This is a genomic window from Sphingobacterium sp. UBA3519, assembly GCF_002377215.1.
Lineage (GTDB): Bacteria > Bacteroidota > Bacteroidia > Sphingobacteriales > Sphingobacteriaceae > Sphingobacterium > Sphingobacterium multivorum.
In genome coordinates, this window is sequence record NZ_DFPI01000033.1 from 98,451 (window position 1) to 121,421 (window position 22,971).

Consider the following 22,971-nt stretch of genomic DNA (forward strand, 5'->3'; position numbering starts at 1 on the left):
GATACTTTCATAGTGCGTTTAAAGCACTTTCAAGGCACTAACCCCTTGTACCCGAACAGTGCTATATCCGTGCTTTATCTGTGCTTAGCATGTGCTTCATCTGTGCTTGATCTGTACAGCCTCCAAAAATGGGCTCTTTTTAAGCCTGAATTTCAGTAGGTGGTTAATTAAAAGTTAAAAATAAGCGGGGTGGATTTTGGCGCCGTTTTGTCTGCTGTTAGGCTTATTGGATGGCATAATAATTACTATTCGCCGAAATTGACTTTATATTCGTGTATCAGTCCCAGGAAATAACTTGATATCTTTGTAAGCTTACTTGAAGGAGTTGTCAATGCATAAACAAAACGTTATCTCGGTTATATTATTCATAAAACCAAGAATCAGCAACAACAAATATAAATTACGAAGTAATATGAAAAAAATTAGTATTCTGATTCTGATTATTTTAGCACATATGTTGTGTTTCGGGCAGAAAAAAAAATCGGGCAAAACACGTCTATCTTTTCCAAAAATTGAACGTCCAATAGATCCTCCCGAGGCGAAAAGAATCGAAGATCTTGATCTCGTTCCTATGGCAAAATGTTTTGTTTATAAAACCGAAGAACGGAAGGATTCGCTGTTATTTATAATCGAGAATTTACTGGAATATGGCTTGGCAGGAGACAATGCTAGAATGGTAATCACTTCCTATAGTTACGATCCTGTTAAAAAGGCCGCTGCAAAGAAAAAGGGAGAGGTTCTCGTGGAAGAAAAAAGTATGAAATTTGTCAATGGAAGTTGTAAGATACATAATGATGTTCTCGTATTTACACCTGAAAAATTGGAAAAGTTCAAAGTGCGTACTTTCAGATTGATATATAAGCCAAAATCAAAGAAAATTGACTATCTGAAAGATGAAGAAAGCAATAAATTTGTTCCGGGTGATTGTCTTGAACCTACGGTAAGTCTGTAGATAGCAATTGGTACGAAGCATATTTTATTACTCTTATTTGTTTTATTACCGTATACTCCTGCATTACGTTGATAAGACAGGAAGAATTGTACTGCTGAAAAAGAACTATTCATAAGAACAAGGTGCGGAGAACAAAAGGAGTAATCGGAACAGGCAATAGTTACTCTGGGAAATTGAAGTTATACAAACTGGTAAAAAGATAAAAATGGGAAAAATTATATTCAGATTTTGGTTGGTTAATGTATTGATAAGTGTCGCGCTATTTGTACTGTACCGACTTGTTATCGCAGAGACGGATACGGCTGCTACGGGATTTCTCGAGACAATCATCGTTATTCTGGATATTATTGTCAATTTGGGTTTTTCAACAATTTATCTTTTCGCGGTGATTTTATGTTCCTTACTATTTTTTCTAAATCATATCGAAAAAATTCGCCGTAATAAAGGATTATCGTTTTTGACATTTTCGGGAATACCGGCTGTTTGCCTGATCTTACTGATCATTTATATTTTGGTTGGATTTTATAGATATCATATGGTTCTTGACCCGTTAAAAATGCTGCTTCTGTTCTCCGTTATTTATCTAGCCAGCACGATCTTAGAATTTATCCTGTTCCGGAAAATAATCAAAAAACAGCAGGCTGGCCCGAAAGTTCAGCAATAAACCGCATTATTATGTTATCCCTTCCTGGCGTATCTACTGTCCTTTACAAAAAAACGCAGGGGTAGGACTGCGTGCTCCTGAGCATAAGCGATACCGATTCGTGCTGCTTTTCCGATTTGTGCTGAACTGTATTTGATTCCCTGATCTTCAACTCATATGCTATCACCGGTCAATAATACGCTATTAAATGAGGCGTCAATTCCCAAAGCTTTAGCTGTAGATCCCGGTCCGTTGGAGAAGGAGGGTTTTTCGGGTCGCACAGGTCTCCGCAATGCCATTACGTCAATGCCAACCAACGGTTCAATCCCTCTAATTAGAACGCATTGGGGATCGTCTGCTTCAGAAGTCACAATATTCAACAGATGGTGAATACCATAACAGAGGTATACATAGGCGACGCCACCTTCCTTGTACATCGGCTCGGTTCTCGATGTTCTCTTTGCGTTAAATGCATGGGATGCTTTATCCATAATGCCAAAGTAAGCTTCGGTCTCGACAATTCTACCCGCTGTTACCAGGCCATCTTTTTGCGTATAGAGAACTTTTCCTAACAGATCTTCCGCCAGGAATATGGTATTTGTATTAGTGTAATAAGATTGAGGTAGTTTAACCATTTTTATCCTTCTAACTGTCAACGATTATGTTCGTCGCATGACGGTGATTAAATATAGGGAAAATCATTTGATTCGCTATTCATTAGCCAATCAAATGATTTCAGGGCTTATATTCCGGAGCAGATGCAAAACTTGTTTATCTTAATTTTCGTGTTTCCTTAGCAGATGTTATTGGTAAGACGGCACAGTTTGACAAACAATAAGTACAGTATATGTTGTGTGGATTATTTTAAAAAGCTATTCAGATAATCTAAAATGCTACCAGTTTGGCCTATCAGGCTGACGTGGCTTTGTCCTGGGATAATAGCTAATTGGGACTTCGGCATTTGTCCAAAGTCACCAACTACTGCACCGCCCAATAATTGATATGTTTTTACCAGCTCGATCTTGTCTAGACCGTCATTGTCTCCAGCAATCAAGAGTACAGGTGAAGATATTTTGGCAATATTTGCGTCTCCCAGATCATATGGTTGCTGTGCCAAAGAGATCATCTGTTCTAAAAATTTTGTCCACTTTGTTTTGTCGGGAGCACCGGCTTCATAGGCTTGCTGCATCGGACTATTTTCAAATAGTGCTGGTTTCATGTTCTGGAGGGCTTTGTTAATTTCCGGCATCCATCCCTTACTTTTATAGGTAGCAGAAATAATGACTAATTCATCTAAGCGCTTCGGATACTGAATGGCAAATTGGTAGGCTACTGCCCCTCCAAAGCTGTAGCCAAGCACTGCAGCATGTTCAATTTTCAGATAATCCATCACTTTGGCAACATCAGCTGCAAGTATGGCGTGGTCAAATTTTCTATCAGAATAGGGTGAATGGCCATGGCCCTGCAACTCAATGGCGATGACTTTCCTGTTTTTTGATAGTTCGGGTATGAGCTGACTCCAGTTTGTGCTGATGGTCATAAAAGCGCCGTGTAATAATACAATCGGTTTTCCAGTACCATAAACTTCATAATATACCTTGCTGTCCTTAAGGTGTACTAAACCTTGAGCCGAGGGTTTAATTTGGGCATAAGATTGCATAACAGTAATCATCATAATGATATAAAGTAATGATTTAAAAATAGTATTGGTTTTGATACGTGTGTTCATAACGAATTTATTTAAAATGTACATGACAAATATCATTACGATTTCCCAGGAAAATACTGTGGAAATACGACAAATATAGGGGCGATTGCGTCAGAAACGCGAGCAGACAGTTCGGTAAAAAAAAGATCGGATCGCGATAATACCGAGGGGAGGATTTCGTATCGCTGGGGCAGTTGAGGTGTAATTAAAAAAGACAGGGACCAATAGCCTATACCAGCCCCTGTGTTTTGCTATTATTTCAACTTATCTTTTACACTTTTAGCATGATCTAAGTGGTTTCTAAGTGTTGGTAGAGTTTTATCTACAAACGCTTTCAGCTCGGTATCTTTAAGATTTTTACTAGCGTCCTCAAACAGTTTGATATCCTTTTCATGGTCTTTAACCATATCTTCGATATACGATTTATCGAAGTCTCCGGGCGACTTTTTGGACAATTCATCCTTCAAATTTTGCTCATCTGTACCCAAGGTGGCTGGTAGCGTGATATTTTTTGCTTGTGCAAGTGTTGCAAGTTCATCATTTGCTTTGGAATGATCTTTAACCATCATTTCGCCGAAGGCTTTTACATCCAGATGCTGGCCTTTTTCCTTTGCCAGTTTTCCAAGTTCTACCTCAGCCATGCCACCGTTCGCTGCTTCAGTAACGAATTTTGCATCGTCTTCACTGACAGCAACAGGCGTCGTTGCCGTATTATTATCGTCTATGTTTTCTGGTGCTTTTGTTTCGTTGATACTGTCTGCTGTTTTTTTGCTGTCGTTATTTGCATTGCCGCAACTTTGGACAGCAACAATAGAAAATGCAATTGCTAGGGTCAAAAATATTCTTTTCATGATCTTATGAGTTTTGATTTCTAGATAAACAGTGGTCAAAACAGTATCGTTTCAAAAAAATGACCAACGCAACTATCTCATATTACATTCACGTGTTTTTTAGCTTCAAAAATTTAATAGTGATACCCAGCTGACCCAGGTGGTAAAAATCGTGATGGATAAGGCCTGTCAGGAGGTATTTGAGGTTATGCGGGAAATCAGGATTCGCATGTTTATAGGGTTGTTCGAGGAAGGAATCGTCTTTGCCGTTGAGAAAGTGAATAACGTGTCGCTGACTATCCCAGAAATCTTCCAACAGCTTTTTCCAGCCTGTTGTCTTCAGTTCGTCATTCGTTCGCCAATTCCTAGCTTCGTTCATTTCGAGTCCCCGTGGATTTCCCTTCAAACGGCTTAGAACCTCCTTACGCCATTCAATGAGATGCGACATCAGTTCCGCTACACTGTGCATTTCTGGGATAGGACGCTCATAAACAGATGATTCGCTCACCGTAGCTAATTTTTTTTCAAAATTTTCATCGATCCATAGATCGGCGTGCTCCACATCCTTTAATTGCTGAATGATATCTTTTATCAGAATAGTGCTCATAATGACTTAGTTTTAAAATGATTAAGTTTGAGATTTTAGAAAGTAAACCGAACTATACAGGAATTAGTTTTAACCAATTGTGTATTCGTTTAAAATGCTAACATCGTACTGAAGAATTCCAGCTAGCAACGCTGGAATAGTTGCGGAGTGAAAAGGTTCTATGGAGGATGTAATCAGTAGACAAACTATTATTTGCTGAATCTTGTCCTTCTATCGAGATTCCCTAGGAAAGGCAATCGCTTTATGATCCGGGCTCATACCCGCGTTTTATGGTCTCGAACAATCGTATTGAAATGGCTGATCAAAGATCCACAGCACGTCTGTCTATCAACGAATTAATGAAACAGGCTAAATTGTTAGAATCCGAAGGCAAATTGGAGGATGCTGTCAAAAACTATCATACAGTTATCGCAAAGGATAAGCTGTATACCGCTGCATATAATCGGCTCATGATTGTATATCATAGGCAGAAAATGTACAAGAAAGAGCTAAGTACCATAAAGAAGGCGCTCGCTGCCTATGAAAATGATCTGTTGAAAGATCAGCGCAAATGGAAGAAGCTGAACGGTGGGTCAGCGGACTTAAGTCAGCGTTTGGCCAAAGTACTGGGATTAATGCAGGAGGATGGCCTTCCAAGATATGAAGAACCGCAAGTCATGGCCTGGAGAAAGCGTTTGGGAAGGATAGAGCAATCTATCAAAAAGGCAAAAGGTGTAAAGATCTAGACGCTTTAAATTTGTTATAAAATCGTAAACGAAATTGTAGATGCTACTGTTCACTATAAAACTCATTAGTTTTAATAAGTCGATATTGAGCCGAAACCCATTTTAGAAATGACGATGAAATACATATTCTGCACGGTTGAAACACCCAAAAATTCAAATGCTAAATACAACTATGAGCCAAAATGTGGCGGATTTGTTCTAGCAAAATACCTTCCTTTGGGCTCAGTTTTCCCCTATGATTTCGGTTTTATCCCGGGCACGGTAGGAGAGGATGGTGACCCTTTGGATATTATCGTTATTTCGGAACAAGGGACGTTTCCTGGCTGTATATTGAAATGCAGAATAATTGGTGCAATAAAGGCGATACAGCAAAATAAAGATGGCGACACTGTAGAAAATGACCGGTTTTTGGTTGTGCCAGAGGCTTCAGCCGTCTTTGGTCACATTCATCGTGTCGCCCAATTGCCTGAAACCGTGCTCGATGAACTGCAACAGTTCTTCATAAATTATAATAAACAGGAAGGCAAAAATTTCCAGCCTTTGAAAATTCTAAGTGCTAAAGATGCATGTAAGGCAATAGAAAAAGCAAAAAGTAACAGTCAGCCCATCAAAAAAATTGAACTTTTTCTTCCACTCTACGATGCGTCGGGAACACCCTTCTCCGCTCAACTATTTCAGGATATTAGTAAGCAGCTCATTAAAGACTTTGGCGGGATAACAGCTTATACGCGTGCCCCTGCCATTGGTATATGGATCGATCCTAAAAAACAGCCAATTAAAGACGAGAATGTGGTTTATGAAATCATGGTTGCTGAAATCGACCATGCCTACTGGAAACAATTCAAGAAAAAACTCGAATTACAATTTGCCCAGAAAGAGTTAGTTATTAGACAAAGTGAGGTCGGGCTGCTCTAGTCGGTATATTAATACTGTAGATCTGCTGGAATGTAGACCTAGTAGGCTTATAGATTTATTTAGTTTGAAGCGTAGGTGAACGGAAAATCAAAATAGAAAATAGATCCCTTATCCTTGGCGCTTTGAACGTGTATCTGTGAACCATGTTTTCGTAGGATTTCTGCGACCAAATATAGGCCTATGCCAAATCCAGATATGTTAGAAGTATTTAGGTTATCCACCCGATAGAATGATTTAAAAATATTTTTTTGATGTTTGGGCTCGATTCCAATCCCTTCATCCTGAACATATATACGTACTTTTTCGCCTATTATCTGCGTGCCAATAATAATCGTTCCGCCGTGGGGAGAGTATTTTATGGCATTGTTAAGTAAGTTGGCAAAAACCTGATCCATTTTGGGCCAGTCAGCTAAAATATGAACGGTAGGATCGCAACGCAGTTCAATGCTGTGCCGATTCGTTTCCAAATCATTAATACAGTCCCGCATTAATTTGTCAAGCTGAAAAATGGTTTGGTGAAGTTGCAATTTTCCTTCGTCTACCTCCGTTATACTTAGAAAATCCGCAATCATGAGCATCATTTTTCTTACTTGGGATTCGATCTTAGTTCCTATCTGGGCACTTTTTTCACCAAATATAGTTGCATGCTGTTGCATCATCTGCGCACTCATCAAGACTGTGGTGAGCGGTGTTTTGAGTTCGTGGCTTGCGACGGATATAAACGTATTTTTTCGCTTCTCTTCCTGCTTTTTTTCGCTGATATCCCGTGCAATTTTTGATACACCAATGATCTCGCCGAGATCGTTTTTTATGGGGGATATAGTCAGCGACAAATCGACCAATTTGCCTGATTTTGTCTGCCGAACAGTTTCAAAATGCTTGATGGAATGTCCCATGCGCATTCGCCCCAGGATATAATCTTCTTCAGAATGCCTATCTCGTGGAATTAATTTTAGGATGGACTGACCGATCATTTCCGCATTTGAATAGCCAAAAAGATTCGTCGCAGCGTCGTTCCAGCTGGTTATAATACCGTCTAGTGTCTTTCCGATAATCGCATCGTAGGATGAGTTAACAATGGCTGCGAGTTCGGCACTTTTTTCTGTCGCTTTTTTCTGATCTGTCACATCCATAAGCGCTCCGATAATCCTGCGCGATTCTTTGCTGCCGCTAAAGAAAGCCGATCCCGTGATTTTTACAAAGGCAATCCCATGTGTGATAGGTCTTATAATGCGGCAGGTAAACTCAAAATGGCCGTCCATTTTATTTTCGCTCAGCCCTTTCATTTGCTGGAAAATAGCGGGTTGATCCTCCGCATGGATGAGCGTTATCATCGCTTCTTTCTTTTGGATTGGGGCAGAAAGTTCCAAAATTTCTTGAGCCTGTGGGGAAAGTTGAACTATTCCTTTCGCAGCGTCCCAATCCCAGGTCCCTAGTCCGGTAGAGGCGATGGCAAGGCGAAGTCGCTCTTCCTTCTCCTGTAGGATTGCTGTGAGTTTATCTCTTCTTTTTTCTGCAAGTACGGCTTCCGTAACATCTTTGGTAAAACACATCGAATGGACAAATTCGTCATCCTTCATCAAAGCACTGGAATTTATAACAACATGCTTTATATCTCCATTTTTGCACCTCAGACTTGCTGGATAATCCTCCACACGTTGATTATTTAAAAGCATGTGTAGGATTTTCGAAATGGTATCCTGATCTGTGTGAAAGTCTGCAATGGGGAAACCAATATATTCTTCCTTACGATAACCAAGAAGGTCAAGTTCAGCTTGATTGGCCCAAATAATAACCCCTTCCCGGTTAACCCAATGTAGTGCTAGAGATGCACTGTCGATAAAGTCAGTTAGTTCAGTAATCCGGTTGTTGAGCTCGAGATTTTCAATTCGTAATTGTTCTATTTGTTCGGAGCTGTTCATAAAGATGTCGTATGGTGTTATAAAGACAATTATATGGATATAAAACTACTTTAAAAAAGGTAAAAGTACGGGTCATCTTAATGATAAATAACAAAAATCGCACTAAACTATGTTTGAAGGTATTTAAAGTAAACAAAAATTGGGTGACGGCAGTTTGAAAATAATAATATCGAATAATTTTAAGTATAATATTTCATGGCGGACAGCAAAAAATAGAGGCTATTATATCATGGACAATAATAAAACATCAATTTACAGTGCCCTTGCTGCCAATCTACTGATAGCGCTGACCAAATTTATCGCCGGATCTTTTACCAACAGTTCTTCTATGATATCTGAAGGAATTCATTCCACAGTTGATACGGCTAATCAGCTGTTGATATTATATGGATTGAAACGTAGTAAAAAGGGGCCCGACCAGTCTCATCCCTTTGGTTATGGAAAATAGCTTTATTTTTGGTCCTTTGTCGTTTCTATTCTCATATTCGGTTTGGGGGGGAGCGCTGTCCATCTATCAGGGATTGATGCATATACGGGAGCCCGAATTGATGAAAGATCCTTTCTGGAATTATATCGTCTTGATTCTCTCGCTTATTTTTGAGGGTACTTCTTTTATTATTGCTGTAAAAGCATTCAACAAAACCCGAAAGGGGGTTGGCTGGTGGGATGCGATCATTAAAAGCAAAGACCCCTCCAGTTTTCTTGTTGTTTTTGAGAATGGAGCAGCAGTGGCGGGACTATTGATTGTCATGATCCTCATGTCGCTAAGCCATTCCCTGCAGATTCCCGAATTGGGTGGATTAGCTTCTGTAATTGTTGGGGTGCTGTTGGTTTTTGTTTCGTTTATTCTCGCCAGGGAAAGTCGGAGCTCGCTGTCTACCTATCAGTCTCCTGAAGACGTTATATTGATGCTTATCATTGATTTTAAGGATGATCTTGATACAGAAGATATTACCGAAGCAATTACCCGCATCCGTACACGCATTAAAACCGAATTTCAATTTATCCATTATGTCATTATCCAACCAAAATAAATATTAAACGCCAATTAACCTTGATAGCTATTTTAATAGCAGTTGCTTTGTTTTGAAAGTGAGCTTTTGCAAGGACATCGCGGGGGGCTTATGCCAAGATTGCAAAGAACACAGCGTTGGCTAGCACAGTAAAATGTAGCGTTGGGCTATCTTTAGGATGGATAACCGAGTTTCGGAACTTTATCGAAAAATTATGTAAGAAGTAGAAGAATGACAATGTAAACGTGTAAGTTTGTAGATCACCAATATTAAATTTAAGGTTATGCTATATTTAGGAATTTTGGTCTTTTTTGGACTTATTACATTATTTGCTTCATTTTATACGGTAAAGCAAGAGTCTGCGGCCGTGATAGAAAGGCTGGGTAAATTTTTAAAAGTAAGTCATGCCGGTTTGCATTTAAAAATTCCATTTTTGGATCAGATCGCTAAGCGGCTGAATCTTAGGATAAAGCAATTGGATGTCATAATTGATACCAAAACATTGGATAATGTTTTCATTAAGATGAAAGTTTCTGTTCAGTATCAGGTAATCAGAGATAATGTAAAAGACGCGTATTATCGTCTGGAGAATCCCGAAAATCAGATTACATCGTATGTTTTTGATGTTGTGCGTGCTGAAGTTCCAAAAACAAAATTAGATGATGTTTTTGTAAGAAAAGACGATATTGCCATTGCTGTAAAAAGTGAATTGCAGGATGCGATGCAAAGCTACGGTTACGATATTATCAAAGCATTGGTGACAGATATTGATCCTGATGAACAGGTGAAACATGCTATGAACAGAATCAACGCTGCTGAACGCGAGAAAACTGCCGCAGAATATGAGTCTGAGGCACAAAGAATACGAATTGTTGCCGTTGCAAAAGCTGAAGCAGAATCTAAAAAATTACAGGGGCAGGGGATTGCAGACCAGCGAAGAGAGATTGCGAAGGGACTGGAAGAATCGGTAAAAATGCTGAATGCGGCCAATATCAATGCACAGGAAGCTTCTGCCTTAATTGTCGTGACGCAACATTATGATACGCTGAATGCCATTGGAGCAAATAGCAGAAGCAATTTGGTCTTGCTTCCAAATTCACCAACAGCAGCAAGCACTATGCTGAATGATTTGGTAGTTTCAATGGCCGCAGCACAAAAAATTGATGGGCATACTAGTGCGCAATTGCCTGAAATTCCTAAAGATAGCAGTCGGCAGGAATAGAAATCCGAAGAGGCTCTTCCAAGTATGTATTATCTAAATGTTGATGTAACTGAATTCCTCAACAGCAGGATATGGGATAAGATCACCAAGAGTACTACGAGATTGGGCAATAAAGCATATGGAAATCGTAGCATAGCAATATTCGGCTGATCATAGGCGATCAATTGTATAGGAATTGGGGATGATAGTATTCCTAGAATAACAACGATTAGAACCGAGCAAATACCGAATATGTTGCATAATCTGAAAATCTGGAAATAGAAAATTTTACGAAAGAAAATACCAATTATCAAAAATACTAAAGCTGTAATTCCGAAAATTATATCATAATTGAAGCCAATAAAGGTCATTTCTCGCGCCAGCATTTTAGCTTTGAATAAAGAATAGAGAACAAATTCTATGGGAATACGCAAGATATGGATCGCCAAAAGCAAATAAATATTTATTTTTGTGTTAGTCAATAACTTGGTACACCAGACTATTATTATAACTGTACCCAATAGCAATAAGGCAAAAGAAGGTGGGAATTGTATAAAGAGCCCCGAAAGAGCGGCGAATACTATGAAGATCGACCAAATAATATAAACTTGTATCGAAAGTTTGTGCCTTACAGCGAACCAAAATAGGACAAGAGAACTTATTGTAATAGCTAGAAAAAGATTTTGCATGATTAAGAAACATTAATCTTGTAAAACTAAAGCATAAAATACCTCAAATACTTGTCTTAAGGCAAGTATTTAAGAGACAGGAATTCAGCGCTATATTCTTTTGACCAAAATGAAAATTTCATAAAAACAGATTATCCAGGACCATCGGATCTTAGTTAAGCACTTCAGATTTTCGTTCTGCACGTTGTCGAATCTGATTGATACAACTTTTCGCTACTTCATCTACCTTATTCAACATCAGCATAAGCTGCAAGTTGACCTCCTGTTTATATAGCCCCCTTAATCGGTATCCGGTAAGGCTTTGTGCGTTTTTATCTCATAGCGATTTGCCCCATAATTTTAGTTATTCAGTGAACAAGCCCATTGCGAATAGTAACGGATCAGCTACGAATTCTAAGTGACCATTTACAGATATTTAATCATCATTTAAATAATTAAATGTGTCTTTATTTTTACCGTCATATACAAGGGTATGCCATCAAATCATACCATGGTTTAACAAGTAAATTTAAAAACAATGAAAAGATTAATGATGAGTTTGGTAGCAGTGGTTATGCTATCATCTGTTGCTTCGGCTAAGACAGCGACAACACCGGTCAACGGAAATGCATCTATGAAAACAACTTCCCAGCGCCTGGCCAACAATACGCTCCGGGTAACCGAGGAAACCACGGAAACGAATGCAGCCTTTGTACGCTGTAATTTTAAGGTAAGCATATATAGCAGCGACGGCGTTTTGCTAGGCAGCGCAGTCTATACAGATTATGCTTCTTCAGCTGGCGGTTGTGCGGGTTTTTTTGCTGCAATGCATGACTGGGTTGCAAACAACTAACTTTTTATTCATTATCACAAAAAACAAAAGCGGGGCTTTGACCCCGTCTTTCTAAACTAAATTATCATGTGTAAATATTATATATTCTTTTTATTTCTGTTCCTTTCCAGATTATCTTCTGCACAGCGGCTTCATGCCGTATATGAATACATTCCATCGGCAATGGCTACTTTTAAAGAAGCGGTCTATTATGATGGAACAGTGAAGATTGCTGTTCGTGATTCGATGCCAATTCGTAAGCAAGAGCTTAACAAAGATGCCGACGATGAAGAAGTAGCATCTTCATTTTCGATAACAATCGGTTCTGGCAAGAGGTATAACAGGGTCGTGATCCATCAAAATAAGACTGACCAACAGTTAGAAACCCGTTCCATTCAAGGTGTTAACTATTTGGTGACGGACAAATTTCCGGCGCTGGTCTGGAATACGGATTACACCGATGTGGATACATTGGGCAAACATGTATGCCATAAGGCAACGGCCTCTTATCGAGGGACTACGTTGGTAGCTTATTATACGAATGATATTCCCGTGCCTGTTGGACCATCGAAATTTGGCGGCTTGCCAGGCCTTATCGTGATGCTCTATAACGAAAGTGCTAATCCGAACTATTGGTACTTGAAGGAGGTAAATTATCCCTATACTGGCGATATTCCCGTAAATGATAAATATATTCAGTCTTTACCCAAATTGAGCCTGGAAGAGTTTGTCAAGAAAGACGACCAATTCAATGAAGAGCAAATGCGCATTATGTACAGCAAAATGCCAATGATGGAAGGCGTAAGCGTTGAGAAGCAAAAAGTTAGGGGCAGTGTAGAGCAAGTGTATGAATGGGAACATCAATAAGCGGATAGCGGTCTTACTCAGCTTTTGTCTGTTGTGTATGGCCGTATATGGACAAGTTGCTATCCATGGAAGCGTCAGTACTGAAGGAAAACCTTTAGGAGGGGTGCGTATTGATTTACGGCGTGATGGCGATAACAAAATGCTGGCTTATACGTTTAGCGACGGTCAGGGGAAATATCATGTGCAAACGGCCCAAAGTGGATCATTAACGTTGCTATTCAAGGCGCTGAGCTTTAAGTCTGTTTCCCTTTCCATCACACCAATGCAGGTCGATACGCTAATTGATGTGCAGTTATCAGCGGGGGGAGTGGAACAATTGCAGGAAGTGATTGTCCACTCCAAAGGGGCTTATCGTCGGGGCAGAGATACCATTGAGCTTGCTGTGAAATCCTTTTTGCAGGGCGACGAGCGTACGGTAGAAGATCTACTTCGAAAGATCCCAGGTATTCAGGTGGGTACCGACGGCAGTATCAAAATAGGTAATAAAGAAGTGGAAAAAGTGATGGTGGAAGGGGATGATTTTTTCGAAAAGCGCTACCGCTTGCTGACGCAAAGCATGTCTGTTCGTCCCTTGGAAAAAATTCAGATATTGCAGCGGTATTCCAATAATAAGCAGCTGAAAGGTATCGAAAATTCGGACAAGATTGCACTAAATCTGCAACTTAAGGAGGAAAGTAGGGCACAGTGGCTTGGCTCTGTTGATGCACAGGTGGTTCCCATAGGCCCCAAATATTATCAGGCGAGTGCTAACCTGATGAATTTTGGGAAGAAGAACAAATATTATCTCTTGGGTGCTGCTAACAATAACGGAGTGGATGCCGTAAGCAGCATCAACCACCTCATTCAGTCTGGTTCTCCAGATGAACCAGGTCAGATTGGTGTGGGGGTAACAACACCCACTTTGATAGATAATACACCAAATCTGCCTGGTTTTGATTATAAAAGAACCAATTTCAATAACGACAAGTTGTTGTCATTGAATACCATTTTAAATCCGACCCCACAGTTAAAAATCAAATGGCTGGGTTTTGCAAATCCTACTAAAAAATCATTTTACCGAAATACCGTGCAGAACTATCATTTGGAGGATATCCAATTTACCAACACCGAAGATTATCAGTTTACCAGAAACATCGATAACTACTTCACGAAACTGGAGCTGCAGTTGGAGCCCAATAAGCGTACACTGTTGAGCTATTCGGGTACACTTGGTTCTTTGGGGAAAAATGATTTGGGCGCGTTATTGTTCAATGGTGTACAAAGTGAGGAACTGACCAAAAGCAAGGGGTATTTGACCAACCACAATCTGAGTTATAGCTACAAATTTTCGGAGCGGGATGTACTGGTCAGCTCACTACGTTGGATAAACCAGCAATCGCCAGTAGATTACAGTATCGATCAATATTATTATAAAGACTTGTTTGGGGGGGAAGATATCCGTGCGGTAAAACAACATATTGAAAATAATCTACAGTATTTGGGTGCCACTACGCATTATGTAAGCCGGAAAAAAAATGGTGACTTCTTTGAGTTGGCTTTCAATATGGCCTATCAGCAGCAACAGCTTAATACCGAATTAGATTTGCTGTCAAATCCAGATGAGTTAGGGGGAAAAGCAGTCTCTCCCTCGGGATTTTCTAATGCGATGGACTTAAACGTATTCCAGACAAACTTTACTTCCAAGTACACTTTTAAACGAAATAAATGGGAATTAACACCTCGTTTGCAGGTAGGTCTCGTACAGAATAGGTTAACAGATTTTGGGAAAACCATGCCTAAAAATAACCTCTTGCTTTCGCCTGGATTATCGGGGAAATGGGTTATCCACCCAAAAGGGCGCCTGGAAACCGACCTCTATTTTCAGCAACAGAATACCTCGCTTACCGAGCTCATTCCCCATTATTATACGACAGGAGTTCGAAACTTTATTCGAGGAATGGATAAGCTAGCCACGCTAAGCAGTTCTGGTGGCACGCTGATGTATACCTATGGCAGTATGACAGATCGTTTTTTTGCGAACCTCTCGGTCGGACATCAGATTTTGTTTGATTATGTGGGTACAGAAAGCAGTTTAGACCCCAATTTTAGCCTTGTGCAACAGGTATTGCTCAAAAACAAAAAGAGCAGCAATTATAAGGCGGATCTTAATTACTACCTGAAGGCTGTAGGAGGAAATTTTCGTTTGGACTTAGGTGCAAATACAGCAGATTACGAAACATTGGTGGTGGGCGTGGGCAATCGTCGCATCCATACAGAGACATACGATTATGGACTATCGTTTAGAAGTGCATGGAAATCCAGGTTGAATATTTACACAGGTTACGCCCTGCAGTCGGTTACTTATCGCTCAGATAGCAAAACTACACTACATAATAGCCGCGGGTTTCTGAATGTATTTTTGAATATGGGAAAAAACATACAGTGTAATCTAAAGAATGAATCCTATCGCTTTGGTAGTTTCCTTGGCCAGGATTCCAAGACCTATTATTTCTCGGATTTCTCCTTAGCTTATGAATTGCGGCAGCATAGGACAAGATTTACCATGACAGCAAAAAATATTTTCAATACTCGCTTTTTCAGAAATGCTGAATTGACAGACCTTTATAATACCAGCACCGAATATAAGCTTTTGCCTGGTTATATCAGTTTTGGGGTAGATTATAGCTTTTAAGTTTTTATTTTGAAACTAGGACAGTACTATCCCCAAAGCTGAAAATCCTACGCGGATAGCCAACACAATCGTTGCTGGTTGATTACAAGTTGATTTCGTCTGAAATTAGATCGTCAATAAAAACTCTTTGATCAATTCGGCAGTTTCGATAGGTTTTTCGGCAAGAATAAAATGGCCACAGTTTTCAATTTTTTTAAGTGTTAGATTACAGGTGATTTCCGGTAAAGAATGATGCAATAGGTCATAACCACTCGCACCAATCGCTAGGACTGGCATTTCTAATTTATCATAGCTCCCGTAATCTTTAATATCTTGTGGAAAGGCCTGATACCATGCATTGGAACTACGAATGGCATCCTGGTTGTCATACGCTTTACTATACACCGATATATCAAATTGGCTTATGCTATCTTTATTAATCAGCAGGTTGTCGAATAACCAAGAGATGACGATTGACATGCGTCCCTCAAGCAACTTTTCTGGCAATTCTTTGACTTGGTTGAAAGCTAGCCACCAGGGATATAAATAACTGCTCCCTAAAATAGGTAACATCGGAAGCTGATACATGCTTGGGTCTGGATGTGGTGTATCCAGCAGTATCAATTTGCTTGTTGCTTGTGGATAATTACAAGCAAAACTAAAAGCGACATGTGCACCGATATCATGACCTGCAATACAAACGCTGTCGAAGCCTAAATGCTTGACTAATTCGTAGATATCCTTGGCCATGTTCTTTTTATCGTAACCATTTTCCGGTTTATCCGAGCTACCCATCCCTCTAATTTCAACAACAAATACTTGGTTGTCTTCTGCTAATATTGGCATGACATGATGGTAAGCCCACCATGTTTCTGGATAACCCGGAATAAGAATTATGGGGTCTCCTTTGCCCCCTTGAACATAATGGATTGATAGGCCATTTATTACAATAAAATTGTTTGTGAAGCCGGGTACAAGTTTAATAAGTTCTTTGTCGGAATATCCTATTTTCATGATAAAAGATAATTGATAGTTACCATTGATTTTCAATAGACAAATTTAAACTGTATTTTTACAACCCACAAGTATGAAGTATACTATATACTTTTATTATTTTTTTAAACTATTGATTATCAAGTGAAATTAATTAGTCAACTAGCGAAGGAAGCGAACATGCCTATTGGAACTATACGCTTTTATGAAAAGAGCGGACTCATTTCTGGCATGACAAAAAAGGATGTAACTTCCAACAAGTACGTGTATTATGACGATGAAGTAACCGAAAAACTGAGGTTCATAAAGATGGCGAAAGCTGTAGGCTTTACCTTAGCTGAAATTAAACAGGTTATTGATGCATGGTATCAAAAAGAGCTGACTCAGGCAAGTAAAATGGAAGTGCTTGATCTTAAATTGCAACAGATAGACACTAAGATAAAGGAACTTAAGCTAATGAAAAAACAAATTGTACGATGTAAAAGCAATATCGAAAATGGTTTAAGTCGATAACCTATAAAAAACTTTGCGAAAAAGAAAATGATGAAGGAATACAGCATTGCTATTGGACTGTCAATCGTATTGTGTCTAATTGCCTTTTTTATTAGAGATCGGTTTTTGGTGTTTTTTACCACCGAAATAATAGGTGAAAGCCCTTTGCTTAATAATAGTTGGCGCCTACCCGGTCAGGTTTTGCCAGCACTGATTTTTATTTTCTCTTTTGGGATTCTTCCTTTTATGTATCTGTCAGTCAAAAATTATTGTAAAATATCTTCGGTAAGAAATCAATTGTTTACTATACTATTGATCTGTACGTCAGGATCTATATTTTGTGGAATACGCGTGATTTATTTAAAATTTAAAGTTGCTCAGATACGTGACCTATTAAAAAGGGCCGAGTTTGCTTCGGATAGTGATATACCTAGTGTTAGTTTTCAGGATATGCACCTGGAGTCTTATCTCTTGGCAGGTTTACTTGTTGGCTGGCTATTGTGTATGATTATTTTTAGAAAATCTACATATCCTAAACTTTAGCTTTTAAACCCACCCTGAATGTTTAACGAACGGGGCATTTCATACTACGAACTGCATGAAAGTGTAGAACATCCTGCGGTGTCGTCATAGCTTGAAGGACGCTTGACGGAAAATTCCGGAAATAATTCCTGGTAAGGATTTTCTAATGCTTGCGTTAGCTTCATTAACAGTGCTGTTTTTCCGGCACTAATTTCTTCAATACATTGGTAAAGAAGATAGTTCCGCAATATAAATTTGGGGTTTGTTTTTTTCATTAATTCCACGGACTCAGCTTTTGAAATAGCATTTGAATTCAGACGGGATCGATAGTTTTCCATGAAGTCTTTCAGTCTGCTGAGCTTTTCTTCATTTAAAGCGCTGTAAGCTACCGGGCTGAAATGTTCCTGTAAATCAGTTTCTGGTGTTGTTTTCTCCAGTTGATTGAAGAATAAGGTATGATCCAATGCGAGGTCCTGCATTAAGCTCTGCCAGTTATTAAAAAATACCTCATCCTCTTCTTTTAGTTCATCAAATCCGAATTTTTTGCAGAGCATTTTGTCATGAGTTTCCCAAAAATAAACGCCAAAATTATTTAGGGTGTTTTCAAGAAACTTTTCATCGTTGATGATGGGCTGGAGCGTATTTGCGAGTTTCCATAGATTCCATTGGGCAATCTGTGCCTGCTTTCCAAATGCATATCTTCTTCCCGGTAGATCCGTTGTATTCGGGGTGAAATTTAAATTATATTCATCCAGCATTGAATAGGGACCATAATCGATCGTTAGGCCTAAGATGGACATGTTGTCTGTATTCATTACCCCATGTACAAAACCTACTCTGAACCATTCTACCATTAAGTCTGCTGTGCGGATACATACATTCTCAAAAAAATCTTTGTATTTCTGCTGATCGGATGAAACAATTTCAGGGAAGTAATTTTCAATTGTAAAATCAAGCAGATCCTGTAATAACGTATGTTCACCCTGAGCAAACATCAGTTCAAAATGCCCAAAGCGAAGGAAGCTTTCGGCAGTTCTGATCACTACGGCTCCTTTTTCGTATTGTGGATTGCCGTTATACATGATATCCCGAAGAACATCTTCTCCTGTAAAGGCCAGGCTTAAGGCCCTGGTGGTAGGTATGCCTAAGTGATACATGGCTTCACTCATAAGGTATTCACGTACAGAAGACCGCAATACGGCTCTTCCGTCTGCACGCCTTGAATAGGGTGTTGCACCGGCTCCTTTCCATTGTATTTCGGTCTTCTTACCAGCAGCATTAGTAATTTCTCCCGCCAGAATGGCCCTGCCGTCGCCCAGTTGCCCGGCCCAATTACCAAATTGATGTCCGGCATAAGCTGTAGCGTAGGTCTGAATATTGTCGGGTAGGTGAGAGCCTACCAGAAAGTTAAGATCCTTTTCTTCAAATTTACCCAGCCCTATTTCCTCAGCAAGAGCTTCGTTAAAAGCAATCCGTTGAGGCTGTTCAAACCCTGCAGGTTCAATCGTAGCAAATAGCACTTTTGGCGTGCCTCGCTGTGTAGGGTTATTGGAAAAATCTCCAGGGAATTTTTTGAGGAAAGGTTGTTTGATCTGTTCAATATTCATACAGCAAAGATATTAAATCTAAAAGATAAAGACCTTCCTTTTTTATACCTAGATGGTGTCTTCATAATGAGTACATAGATAGCCAAAATAAAGAGCCGATAGCTAATTATTGCAGTGAATGAACATTTTATGAAGACAAAGCCTGTCTAAAAGAATATAGCCTGCTGTTTTTATCTAGCACGATCGTAAGCCTTTTTCAAGAGATAACAGGCATAGGCAACATCTTGCTTATTGTGAAGATAAAAACTGATCCAGCCTGAATTTTTAAACACATGGTGGTCCTTAATTTTTCCCTCCATCATCAATGATTTTTTTAGCTCTTTATTTAATAAAATGTCCACTAAACCATTGCTATGGACATGTGCAAATTCCTTTCCTAAATAATTGAACGCAGTCCCACCATATTTATGTATCCCAATCGTCGTCCCGGGCATTCCTTTCACATTTTCTTCCAGATCATCGATCCAATTTAGCAGTTCAGGCTTGGCAATGAACATCCAAAATCTCATGAGACTATCAAATAGAATGGCTAATAAGGGGATATCCTTTAAAAAGCCAACTCTTTTTACCACAAAAGAAAACATAGGTTATCGCTCGCTTAAAAGTTTAATATGCTCCATGACTCGGAAATGGACATTCCTAGTGATACTTTCTGCCCAAAGGTCATAGTACCAGGTTGGGAAAACATGGAGATTATACCAACTGTTCCCAATAAGGGTAGTGGTACCATTTCCATTGTCTTTCAATATAAATTGACCTCTTTTGATATCGATATGTCCCATGATTTCAGGGTCTTTGGGTTGATCAATGATATCAAAAATTAAGTTTTCATTGACGTCAAATTTTACAATCTTCTCATCGAAAACATACCCGTTGCTAAAAATACATTTTCGGTTTGCGCCCAGTTTATGTTCACTTACCGTTGTAGCCATGGGGCTCGGCATTCCTATACTAAAAAGCCAATAGTTTTCCTTCTGAGATATTGGATCGAAGGCGACCACGTGTTGCCATACTTGTGTTGGACTCGCATGAATTAAGATCTCATCGGAGACCATATTTTCATGATGATGATCGCTCAGGGAGTCGACAATAAAAATTCCAAGTAAGAGGCTAACAACGCTTATATTCAATTTTTGATTTCTCTTTTTAAACATTGACCTTCCAATAAAGGCACCTGCGATAACAAAGCCAAAGATAAGAGGTGAAACAATTAAGAGGCAAATAATGCCCTCACCTAGGAATATAAAGCTGAGTAAGATAGCCATAAGGCCACCCAAGATAGAACATGCGGTTATTTGTTTACCTCTCATGTCAGTATCTTTCCAACACCAAGCCATGATAATACCCATCAACAGTGGAATAATCACAAACTCAGAAAAAACAAGTACCCCTGCATCCTTGGGCAGCAATGAAGATTGCATACCAATAATTAGAAATGCAAAAATGTTGGCGATTAGAATTCCCTGAACTGTTTTAGAACTTCGTACTTTATAAAACGTTTGTTTCAAACTCATGATACTTGATTTTTATGTTCATAAACCGGTTGTGCTAAAACTTTGTGTGGCTAAGGTATTAAATAATTCGCTATTTAATAAATTGTGGTATGCTGATCAATATTATGCTATTCAATTGAAGCTGATCAAAATGTTACAAATACAAAAATGCCGTTGCGTTGGATGTATCCTACTGCTGAATTCGATACAAATCGCGAAAAAGTTGATGAAGCAAGTCAACGACAATGTGTTGGAGTTGATAATGTGGATAAAATTATTTGGTTATTACAGAAATAAGTAAGAAACTCGCTTATGACATAATGGTAGAAACCGCTCTCGGCAAGAACGTTGCGGTAATACTTTCCAGTAGAAATAGACAACTCCAATGAAACTAAGAAAGATGATATTGCTTTTAGTGATAGCCCTTTTGGGGCATACACTCTTCGCTCAGGCAAAAAATGAGGTAAAAGTACTGCAGATCAACATTTGGCAGGAGGGGACTGTTGTGCCCAATGGGTTTCCTGCGATAGCAGACGAAATTATTGCCAAGCATGCAGATGTCGTTCTCTTTAGTGAAGTCCGCAATTACAAGGGAACAGATTTTATTCAGCGTATACTAACGGAACTCAAATCTAAAGGGGCAATCTATTTTGGCCAGTCCAGTGATGCAAAACTGGATGTCGGTTTTATTTCCAAATATCCGATTGAATCACAGCATGCGCTTTATGAAAAAGATAGTACCATGGGCGGTGTTTTAAAAAGTAAGATCAAGATTGGAAAGCGTTCTTTTGTATGCTATTCTTTACACTTGGACTACACAAATTACGCATGCTACTTGCCGCGTGGTTACGATGGTTTGACCTGGGAGAAGTTAGATCGTCCTGTTTCAGATGTAGGTACCATTATTGAGGCTAATCGGAAAAGCAAACGTGATGAAGCTATCCAAGATATCCTGAGCGACGTAGAAAAAGAGGATCAATCACAATCGTTTATTATTGCAGGTGATTTTAATGAGCCTTCACATTTGGATTGGACATTGGCTACAAAAGATCTTTTCGACCATCGTGGGGCAGTGGTTCCTTGGGACTGTTCGGTTTTATTAGAAAAAGCCGGATTTATAGATAGTTTCCGTCAATTATATCCCAACCCGGTCAGTCATCCTGGTTTTACCTATCCTGCTTTTAACAAGGATGTTCCCATTGGGAAATTGGCATGGGCACCCACAGCGGATGATCGAGATCGGATCGATTATGTTTATTACCGCAGCAAAAAACCGTTGAAACCAGTAAAAGCTAACATTGTCGGTCCTGTAGAAACCGTAAAGTATGGACAGAAGCAGGAAAAAGATAGTGAAGATAACTTCTTGCTGCCCGAAGGCGTGTGGCCAACCGATCATAAAGCGATGTTGGTTATGTTTAAATTCTAGAGCATTAATAGCCAAATGAAATATACCGAAAAGACTGTAAGTGCCTACGAATGATAATTTATCTGCAGCGAATTATAATTGGTTCGATTTTCAATTGGTTGTACTATTAAATTTGTGTTTAAAATGATAAGTTTATCATGAACAAATCAAGCTAATGAAAAAGATTAAAAGGTTCGTTTTAGTGGTTGTCGTTCTATGCGTAGTAGCCCTGGTTGTTGTGGTGATAACCAATAGCAATGTAACGGCTAAAACAGATTCGGTGATTTTCACTGAACTTAAGGATGTGCCAAGAACCAAGGTAGCCATCATTTTTGGCGCTGGCATCAATGGTGATCAGCCAAGTAGGTATTTGAAAGATAGACTCGATGCTGGGATTTCGTTGTACAAAAACCACAAAGTGGATAAAATATTGTTGTCGGGAGACAACGGAAGAGACGAGTACGATGAGCTTAGCGTAATGAAGTTGTACTGTCAGAAAAATGGCATCGATACCGCTAAAATTTACATTGACTATGCTGGGTTCGATAGCTACTCGACCATGTACCGGGCAAAATATATATTTAATGTTGATACGGCAATTTTGGTATCTCAAAAATATCATCTAAATAGATGTGTTTATCTGGGTGATAAATTAGGCATAAAATCATTCGGTTATAGTGCCGATCGAGGAGTTTACCCTGGATATAAATATTATGCATTTAGAGAAAAACTATCGGTAACGAAAGCGGTTTTGGATGTAATGAGAAATAGAAAACCAAAGTATTTAGGTCAGCAGGTGGATATAAACGGAAAATCGAATTACACGAAAGAATAATTTAGGAGATTTTACGGATTGATAGACCAATTATTATCGTAAAATTCAGCAACCTCCTAAGAACAACCAGGAATAAAAAAATTAAAGGCAA

Annotated in this window: 22 protein-coding genes; 13 read left to right on the forward strand and 9 right to left on the reverse strand. The window is 39.2% G+C overall.

Translation table 11 applies throughout. The features are described 5' to 3' along the window. Positions 1-412: 412 nt before the first annotated feature. Positions 413-952: a hypothetical protein gene (locus tag B3297_RS20835; RefSeq protein ID WP_286779437.1), complete on the forward strand. Its 540-nt coding sequence runs from the start codon at positions 413-415 to the stop codon at positions 950-952. A 205-nt stretch (positions 953-1,157) separates the two neighbouring features. Continuing rightward, positions 1,158-1,616: a hypothetical protein gene (locus tag B3297_RS20840; RefSeq protein WP_286779438.1), complete on the forward strand. Its 459-nt coding sequence runs from the start codon at positions 1,158-1,160 to the stop codon at positions 1,614-1,616. Between the two features lie 152 nt (positions 1,617-1,768). Here the strand turns inward: B3297_RS20840 and B3297_RS20845 are convergent, their stop codons facing one another. The 4 genes from B3297_RS20845 to B3297_RS20860 all read right to left on the reverse strand — a co-directional run bounded on the left by B3297_RS20845 (position 1,769) and on the right by B3297_RS20860 (position 4,740). Beyond that, entirely contained in the window at positions 1,769-2,230 is a 462-nt protein-coding gene (locus B3297_RS20845; RefSeq protein WP_286779439.1) for a DNA-3-methyladenine glycosylase, read from the reverse strand. Between the two features lie 224 nt (positions 2,231-2,454). Beyond that, positions 2,455-3,324, reverse strand: a complete 870-nt coding sequence (locus B3297_RS20850; protein WP_286779440.1) for an alpha/beta fold hydrolase — start codon at positions 3,322-3,324, stop codon at positions 2,455-2,457. A 233-nt stretch (positions 3,325-3,557) separates the two neighbouring features. Then, positions 3,558-4,154 carry a DUF4142 domain-containing protein gene (locus B3297_RS20855; protein ID WP_046675942.1) on the reverse strand — a complete coding sequence of 199 codons (597 nt, stop codon included), beginning with the start codon at positions 4,152-4,154 and terminating at the stop codon, positions 3,558-3,560. Between the two features lie 88 nt (positions 4,155-4,242). Next, positions 4,243-4,740, reverse strand: coding sequence for a DinB family protein (locus tag B3297_RS20860; RefSeq protein WP_286779441.1), 498 nt, complete (start codon positions 4,738-4,740; stop codon positions 4,243-4,245). Between the two features lie 293 nt (positions 4,741-5,033). Between B3297_RS20860 and B3297_RS20865 the strand changes: the two genes are divergently transcribed. Both B3297_RS20865 and B3297_RS20870 read left to right on the forward strand, forming a co-directional pair. Continuing rightward, on the forward strand, positions 5,034-5,465 hold the full coding sequence (locus tag B3297_RS20865) for a hypothetical protein (protein ID WP_286779442.1): 432 nt from the start codon (positions 5,034-5,036) through the stop codon (positions 5,463-5,465). A 114-nt stretch (positions 5,466-5,579) separates the two neighbouring features. Beyond that, a complete protein-coding gene (locus B3297_RS20870) occupies positions 5,580-6,380 on the forward strand; it encodes an inorganic diphosphatase (RefSeq protein WP_286779443.1) in 801 nt (266 codons plus the stop codon). A gap of 59 nt (positions 6,381-6,439) precedes the next feature. Here B3297_RS20870 and B3297_RS20875 read toward each other — a convergent pair whose 3' ends face one another. Next, the gene (locus tag B3297_RS20875; RefSeq protein ID WP_286779444.1) at positions 6,440-8,302 is read right to left on the reverse strand and encodes a PAS domain-containing sensor histidine kinase; all 1,863 of its coding nucleotides are present in this window, start codon (positions 8,300-8,302) and stop codon (positions 6,440-6,442) included. A 229-nt stretch (positions 8,303-8,531) separates the two neighbouring features. Here B3297_RS20875 and B3297_RS20880 point away from each other — a divergent pair, with 229 nt between their 5' ends. The 6 genes from B3297_RS20880 to B3297_RS20905 all read left to right on the forward strand — a co-directional run bounded on the left by B3297_RS20880 (position 8,532) and on the right by B3297_RS20905 (position 15,554). Further along, positions 8,532-8,750, forward strand: a complete 219-nt coding sequence (locus tag B3297_RS20880; RefSeq protein WP_286779445.1) for a cation diffusion facilitator family transporter — start codon at positions 8,532-8,534, stop codon at positions 8,748-8,750. Then, positions 8,740-9,336: a cation transporter gene (locus B3297_RS20885; RefSeq protein ID WP_286779446.1), complete on the forward strand. Its 597-nt coding sequence runs from the start codon at positions 8,740-8,742 to the stop codon at positions 9,334-9,336. Before B3297_RS20880 ends, B3297_RS20885 begins: the two co-directional genes overlap by 11 nt. Before the next feature lie 262 nt (positions 9,337-9,598). Then, positions 9,599-10,537: an SPFH domain-containing protein gene (locus B3297_RS20890; protein ID WP_070568567.1), complete on the forward strand. Its 939-nt coding sequence runs from the start codon at positions 9,599-9,601 to the stop codon at positions 10,535-10,537. A gap of 1,185 nt (positions 10,538-11,722) precedes the next feature. Beyond that, positions 11,723-12,037: a hypothetical protein gene (locus B3297_RS20895; protein ID WP_139145066.1), complete on the forward strand. Its 315-nt coding sequence runs from the start codon at positions 11,723-11,725 to the stop codon at positions 12,035-12,037. Between the two features lie 66 nt (positions 12,038-12,103). After that, entirely contained in the window at positions 12,104-12,883 is a 780-nt protein-coding gene (locus tag B3297_RS20900) for a GLPGLI family protein (RefSeq protein WP_112374551.1), read from the forward strand. Then, positions 12,864-15,554 (forward strand): carboxypeptidase-like regulatory domain-containing protein, encoded by a 2,691-nt coding sequence (locus B3297_RS20905; protein ID WP_286779447.1) that lies wholly within the window; start codon positions 12,864-12,866, stop codon positions 15,552-15,554. Before B3297_RS20900 ends, B3297_RS20905 begins: the two co-directional genes overlap by 20 nt. Before the next feature lie 105 nt (positions 15,555-15,659). On the opposite strand, the gene B3297_RS20910 is transcribed toward B3297_RS20905, so the two are convergent. After that, on the reverse strand, positions 15,660-16,547 hold the full coding sequence (locus B3297_RS20910) for an alpha/beta fold hydrolase (RefSeq protein ID WP_070568803.1): 888 nt from the start codon (positions 16,545-16,547) through the stop codon (positions 15,660-15,662). Between the two features lie 123 nt (positions 16,548-16,670). On the opposite strand from B3297_RS20910, the gene B3297_RS20915 reads away from it, so the two are divergent. Next, positions 16,671-17,039 carry a MerR family DNA-binding protein gene (locus B3297_RS20915; RefSeq protein WP_070568534.1) on the forward strand — a complete coding sequence of 123 codons (369 nt, stop codon included), beginning with the start codon at positions 16,671-16,673 and terminating at the stop codon, positions 17,037-17,039. Between the two features lie 566 nt (positions 17,040-17,605). Here B3297_RS20915 and B3297_RS20920 read toward each other — a convergent pair. From B3297_RS20920 to B3297_RS20930, 3 genes are all read right to left on the reverse strand, one after another. Then, complete coding sequence (locus B3297_RS20920; protein ID WP_286779448.1) at positions 17,606-19,147, reverse strand: protein adenylyltransferase SelO; 1,542 nt, start codon at positions 19,145-19,147, stop codon at positions 17,606-17,608. 170 nt (positions 19,148-19,317) lie between these two features. Further along, positions 19,318-19,719 carry a luciferase family protein gene (locus B3297_RS20925; protein ID WP_139145064.1) on the reverse strand — a complete coding sequence of 134 codons (402 nt, stop codon included), beginning with the start codon at positions 19,717-19,719 and terminating at the stop codon, positions 19,318-19,320. A 15-nt stretch (positions 19,720-19,734) separates the two neighbouring features. Further along, entirely contained in the window at positions 19,735-20,661 is a 927-nt protein-coding gene (locus B3297_RS20930) for a hypothetical protein (protein WP_286779449.1), read from the reverse strand. Positions 20,662-21,040: 379 nt separating this feature from the next. Here B3297_RS20930 and B3297_RS20935 point away from each other — a divergent pair, with 379 nt between their 5' ends. Then, positions 21,041-22,066 carry an endonuclease/exonuclease/phosphatase family protein gene (locus B3297_RS20935; RefSeq protein ID WP_286779450.1) on the forward strand — a complete coding sequence of 342 codons (1,026 nt, stop codon included), beginning with the start codon at positions 21,041-21,043 and terminating at the stop codon, positions 22,064-22,066. 154 nt (positions 22,067-22,220) lie between these two features. After that, positions 22,221-22,880, forward strand: coding sequence for a SanA/YdcF family protein (locus tag B3297_RS20940; protein ID WP_286779451.1), 660 nt, complete (start codon positions 22,221-22,223; stop codon positions 22,878-22,880). Positions 22,881-22,971 lie beyond the last annotated feature (91 nt).

Bases quoted from the DNA above. Each gene is read 5' to 3' on its own strand.
- B3297_RS20835 (WP_286779437.1), top strand. From the start codon at position 413: ATGAAAAAAATTAGTATTCTGATTCTGATTATTTTAGCACATATGTTG.
- B3297_RS20840 (WP_286779438.1), top strand. From the start codon at position 1,158: ATGGGAAAAATTATATTCAGATTTTGGTTGGTTAATGTATTGATAAGT.
- B3297_RS20845 (WP_286779439.1), bottom strand. From the start codon at position 2,230: ATGGTTAAACTACCTCAATCTTATTACACTAATACAAATACCATATTC.
- B3297_RS20850 (WP_286779440.1), bottom strand. From the start codon at position 3,324: ATGAACACACGTATCAAAACCAATACTATTTTTAAATCATTACTTTAT.
- B3297_RS20855 (WP_046675942.1), bottom strand. From the start codon at position 4,154: ATGAAAAGAATATTTTTGACCCTAGCAATTGCATTTTCTATTGTTGCT.
- B3297_RS20860 (WP_286779441.1), bottom strand. From the start codon at position 4,740: ATGAGCACTATTCTGATAAAAGATATCATTCAGCAATTAAAGGATGTG.
- B3297_RS20865 (WP_286779442.1), top strand. From the start codon at position 5,034: ATGGCTGATCAAAGATCCACAGCACGTCTGTCTATCAACGAATTAATG.
- B3297_RS20870 (WP_286779443.1), top strand. From the start codon at position 5,580: ATGAAATACATATTCTGCACGGTTGAAACACCCAAAAATTCAAATGCT.
- B3297_RS20875 (WP_286779444.1), bottom strand. From the start codon at position 8,302: ATGAACAGCTCCGAACAAATAGAACAATTACGAATTGAAAATCTCGAG.
- B3297_RS20880 (WP_286779445.1), top strand. From the start codon at position 8,532: ATGGACAATAATAAAACATCAATTTACAGTGCCCTTGCTGCCAATCTA.
- B3297_RS20885 (WP_286779446.1), top strand. From the start codon at position 8,740: ATGGAAAATAGCTTTATTTTTGGTCCTTTGTCGTTTCTATTCTCATAT.
- B3297_RS20890 (WP_070568567.1), top strand. From the start codon at position 9,599: ATGCTATATTTAGGAATTTTGGTCTTTTTTGGACTTATTACATTATTT.
- B3297_RS20895 (WP_139145066.1), top strand. From the start codon at position 11,723: ATGAAAAGATTAATGATGAGTTTGGTAGCAGTGGTTATGCTATCATCT.
- B3297_RS20900 (WP_112374551.1), top strand. From the start codon at position 12,104: ATGTGTAAATATTATATATTCTTTTTATTTCTGTTCCTTTCCAGATTA.
- B3297_RS20905 (WP_286779447.1), top strand. From the start codon at position 12,864: ATGAATGGGAACATCAATAAGCGGATAGCGGTCTTACTCAGCTTTTGT.
- B3297_RS20910 (WP_070568803.1), bottom strand. From the start codon at position 16,547: ATGAAAATAGGATATTCCGACAAAGAACTTATTAAACTTGTACCCGGC.
- B3297_RS20920 (WP_286779448.1), bottom strand. From the start codon at position 19,147: ATGAATATTGAACAGATCAAACAACCTTTCCTCAAAAAATTCCCTGGA.
- B3297_RS20930 (WP_286779449.1), bottom strand. From the start codon at position 20,661: ATGAGTTTGAAACAAACGTTTTATAAAGTACGAAGTTCTAAAACAGTT.
- B3297_RS20935 (WP_286779450.1), top strand. From the start codon at position 21,041: ATGATATTGCTTTTAGTGATAGCCCTTTTGGGGCATACACTCTTCGCT.
- B3297_RS20940 (WP_286779451.1), top strand. From the start codon at position 22,221: ATGAAAAAGATTAAAAGGTTCGTTTTAGTGGTTGTCGTTCTATGCGTA.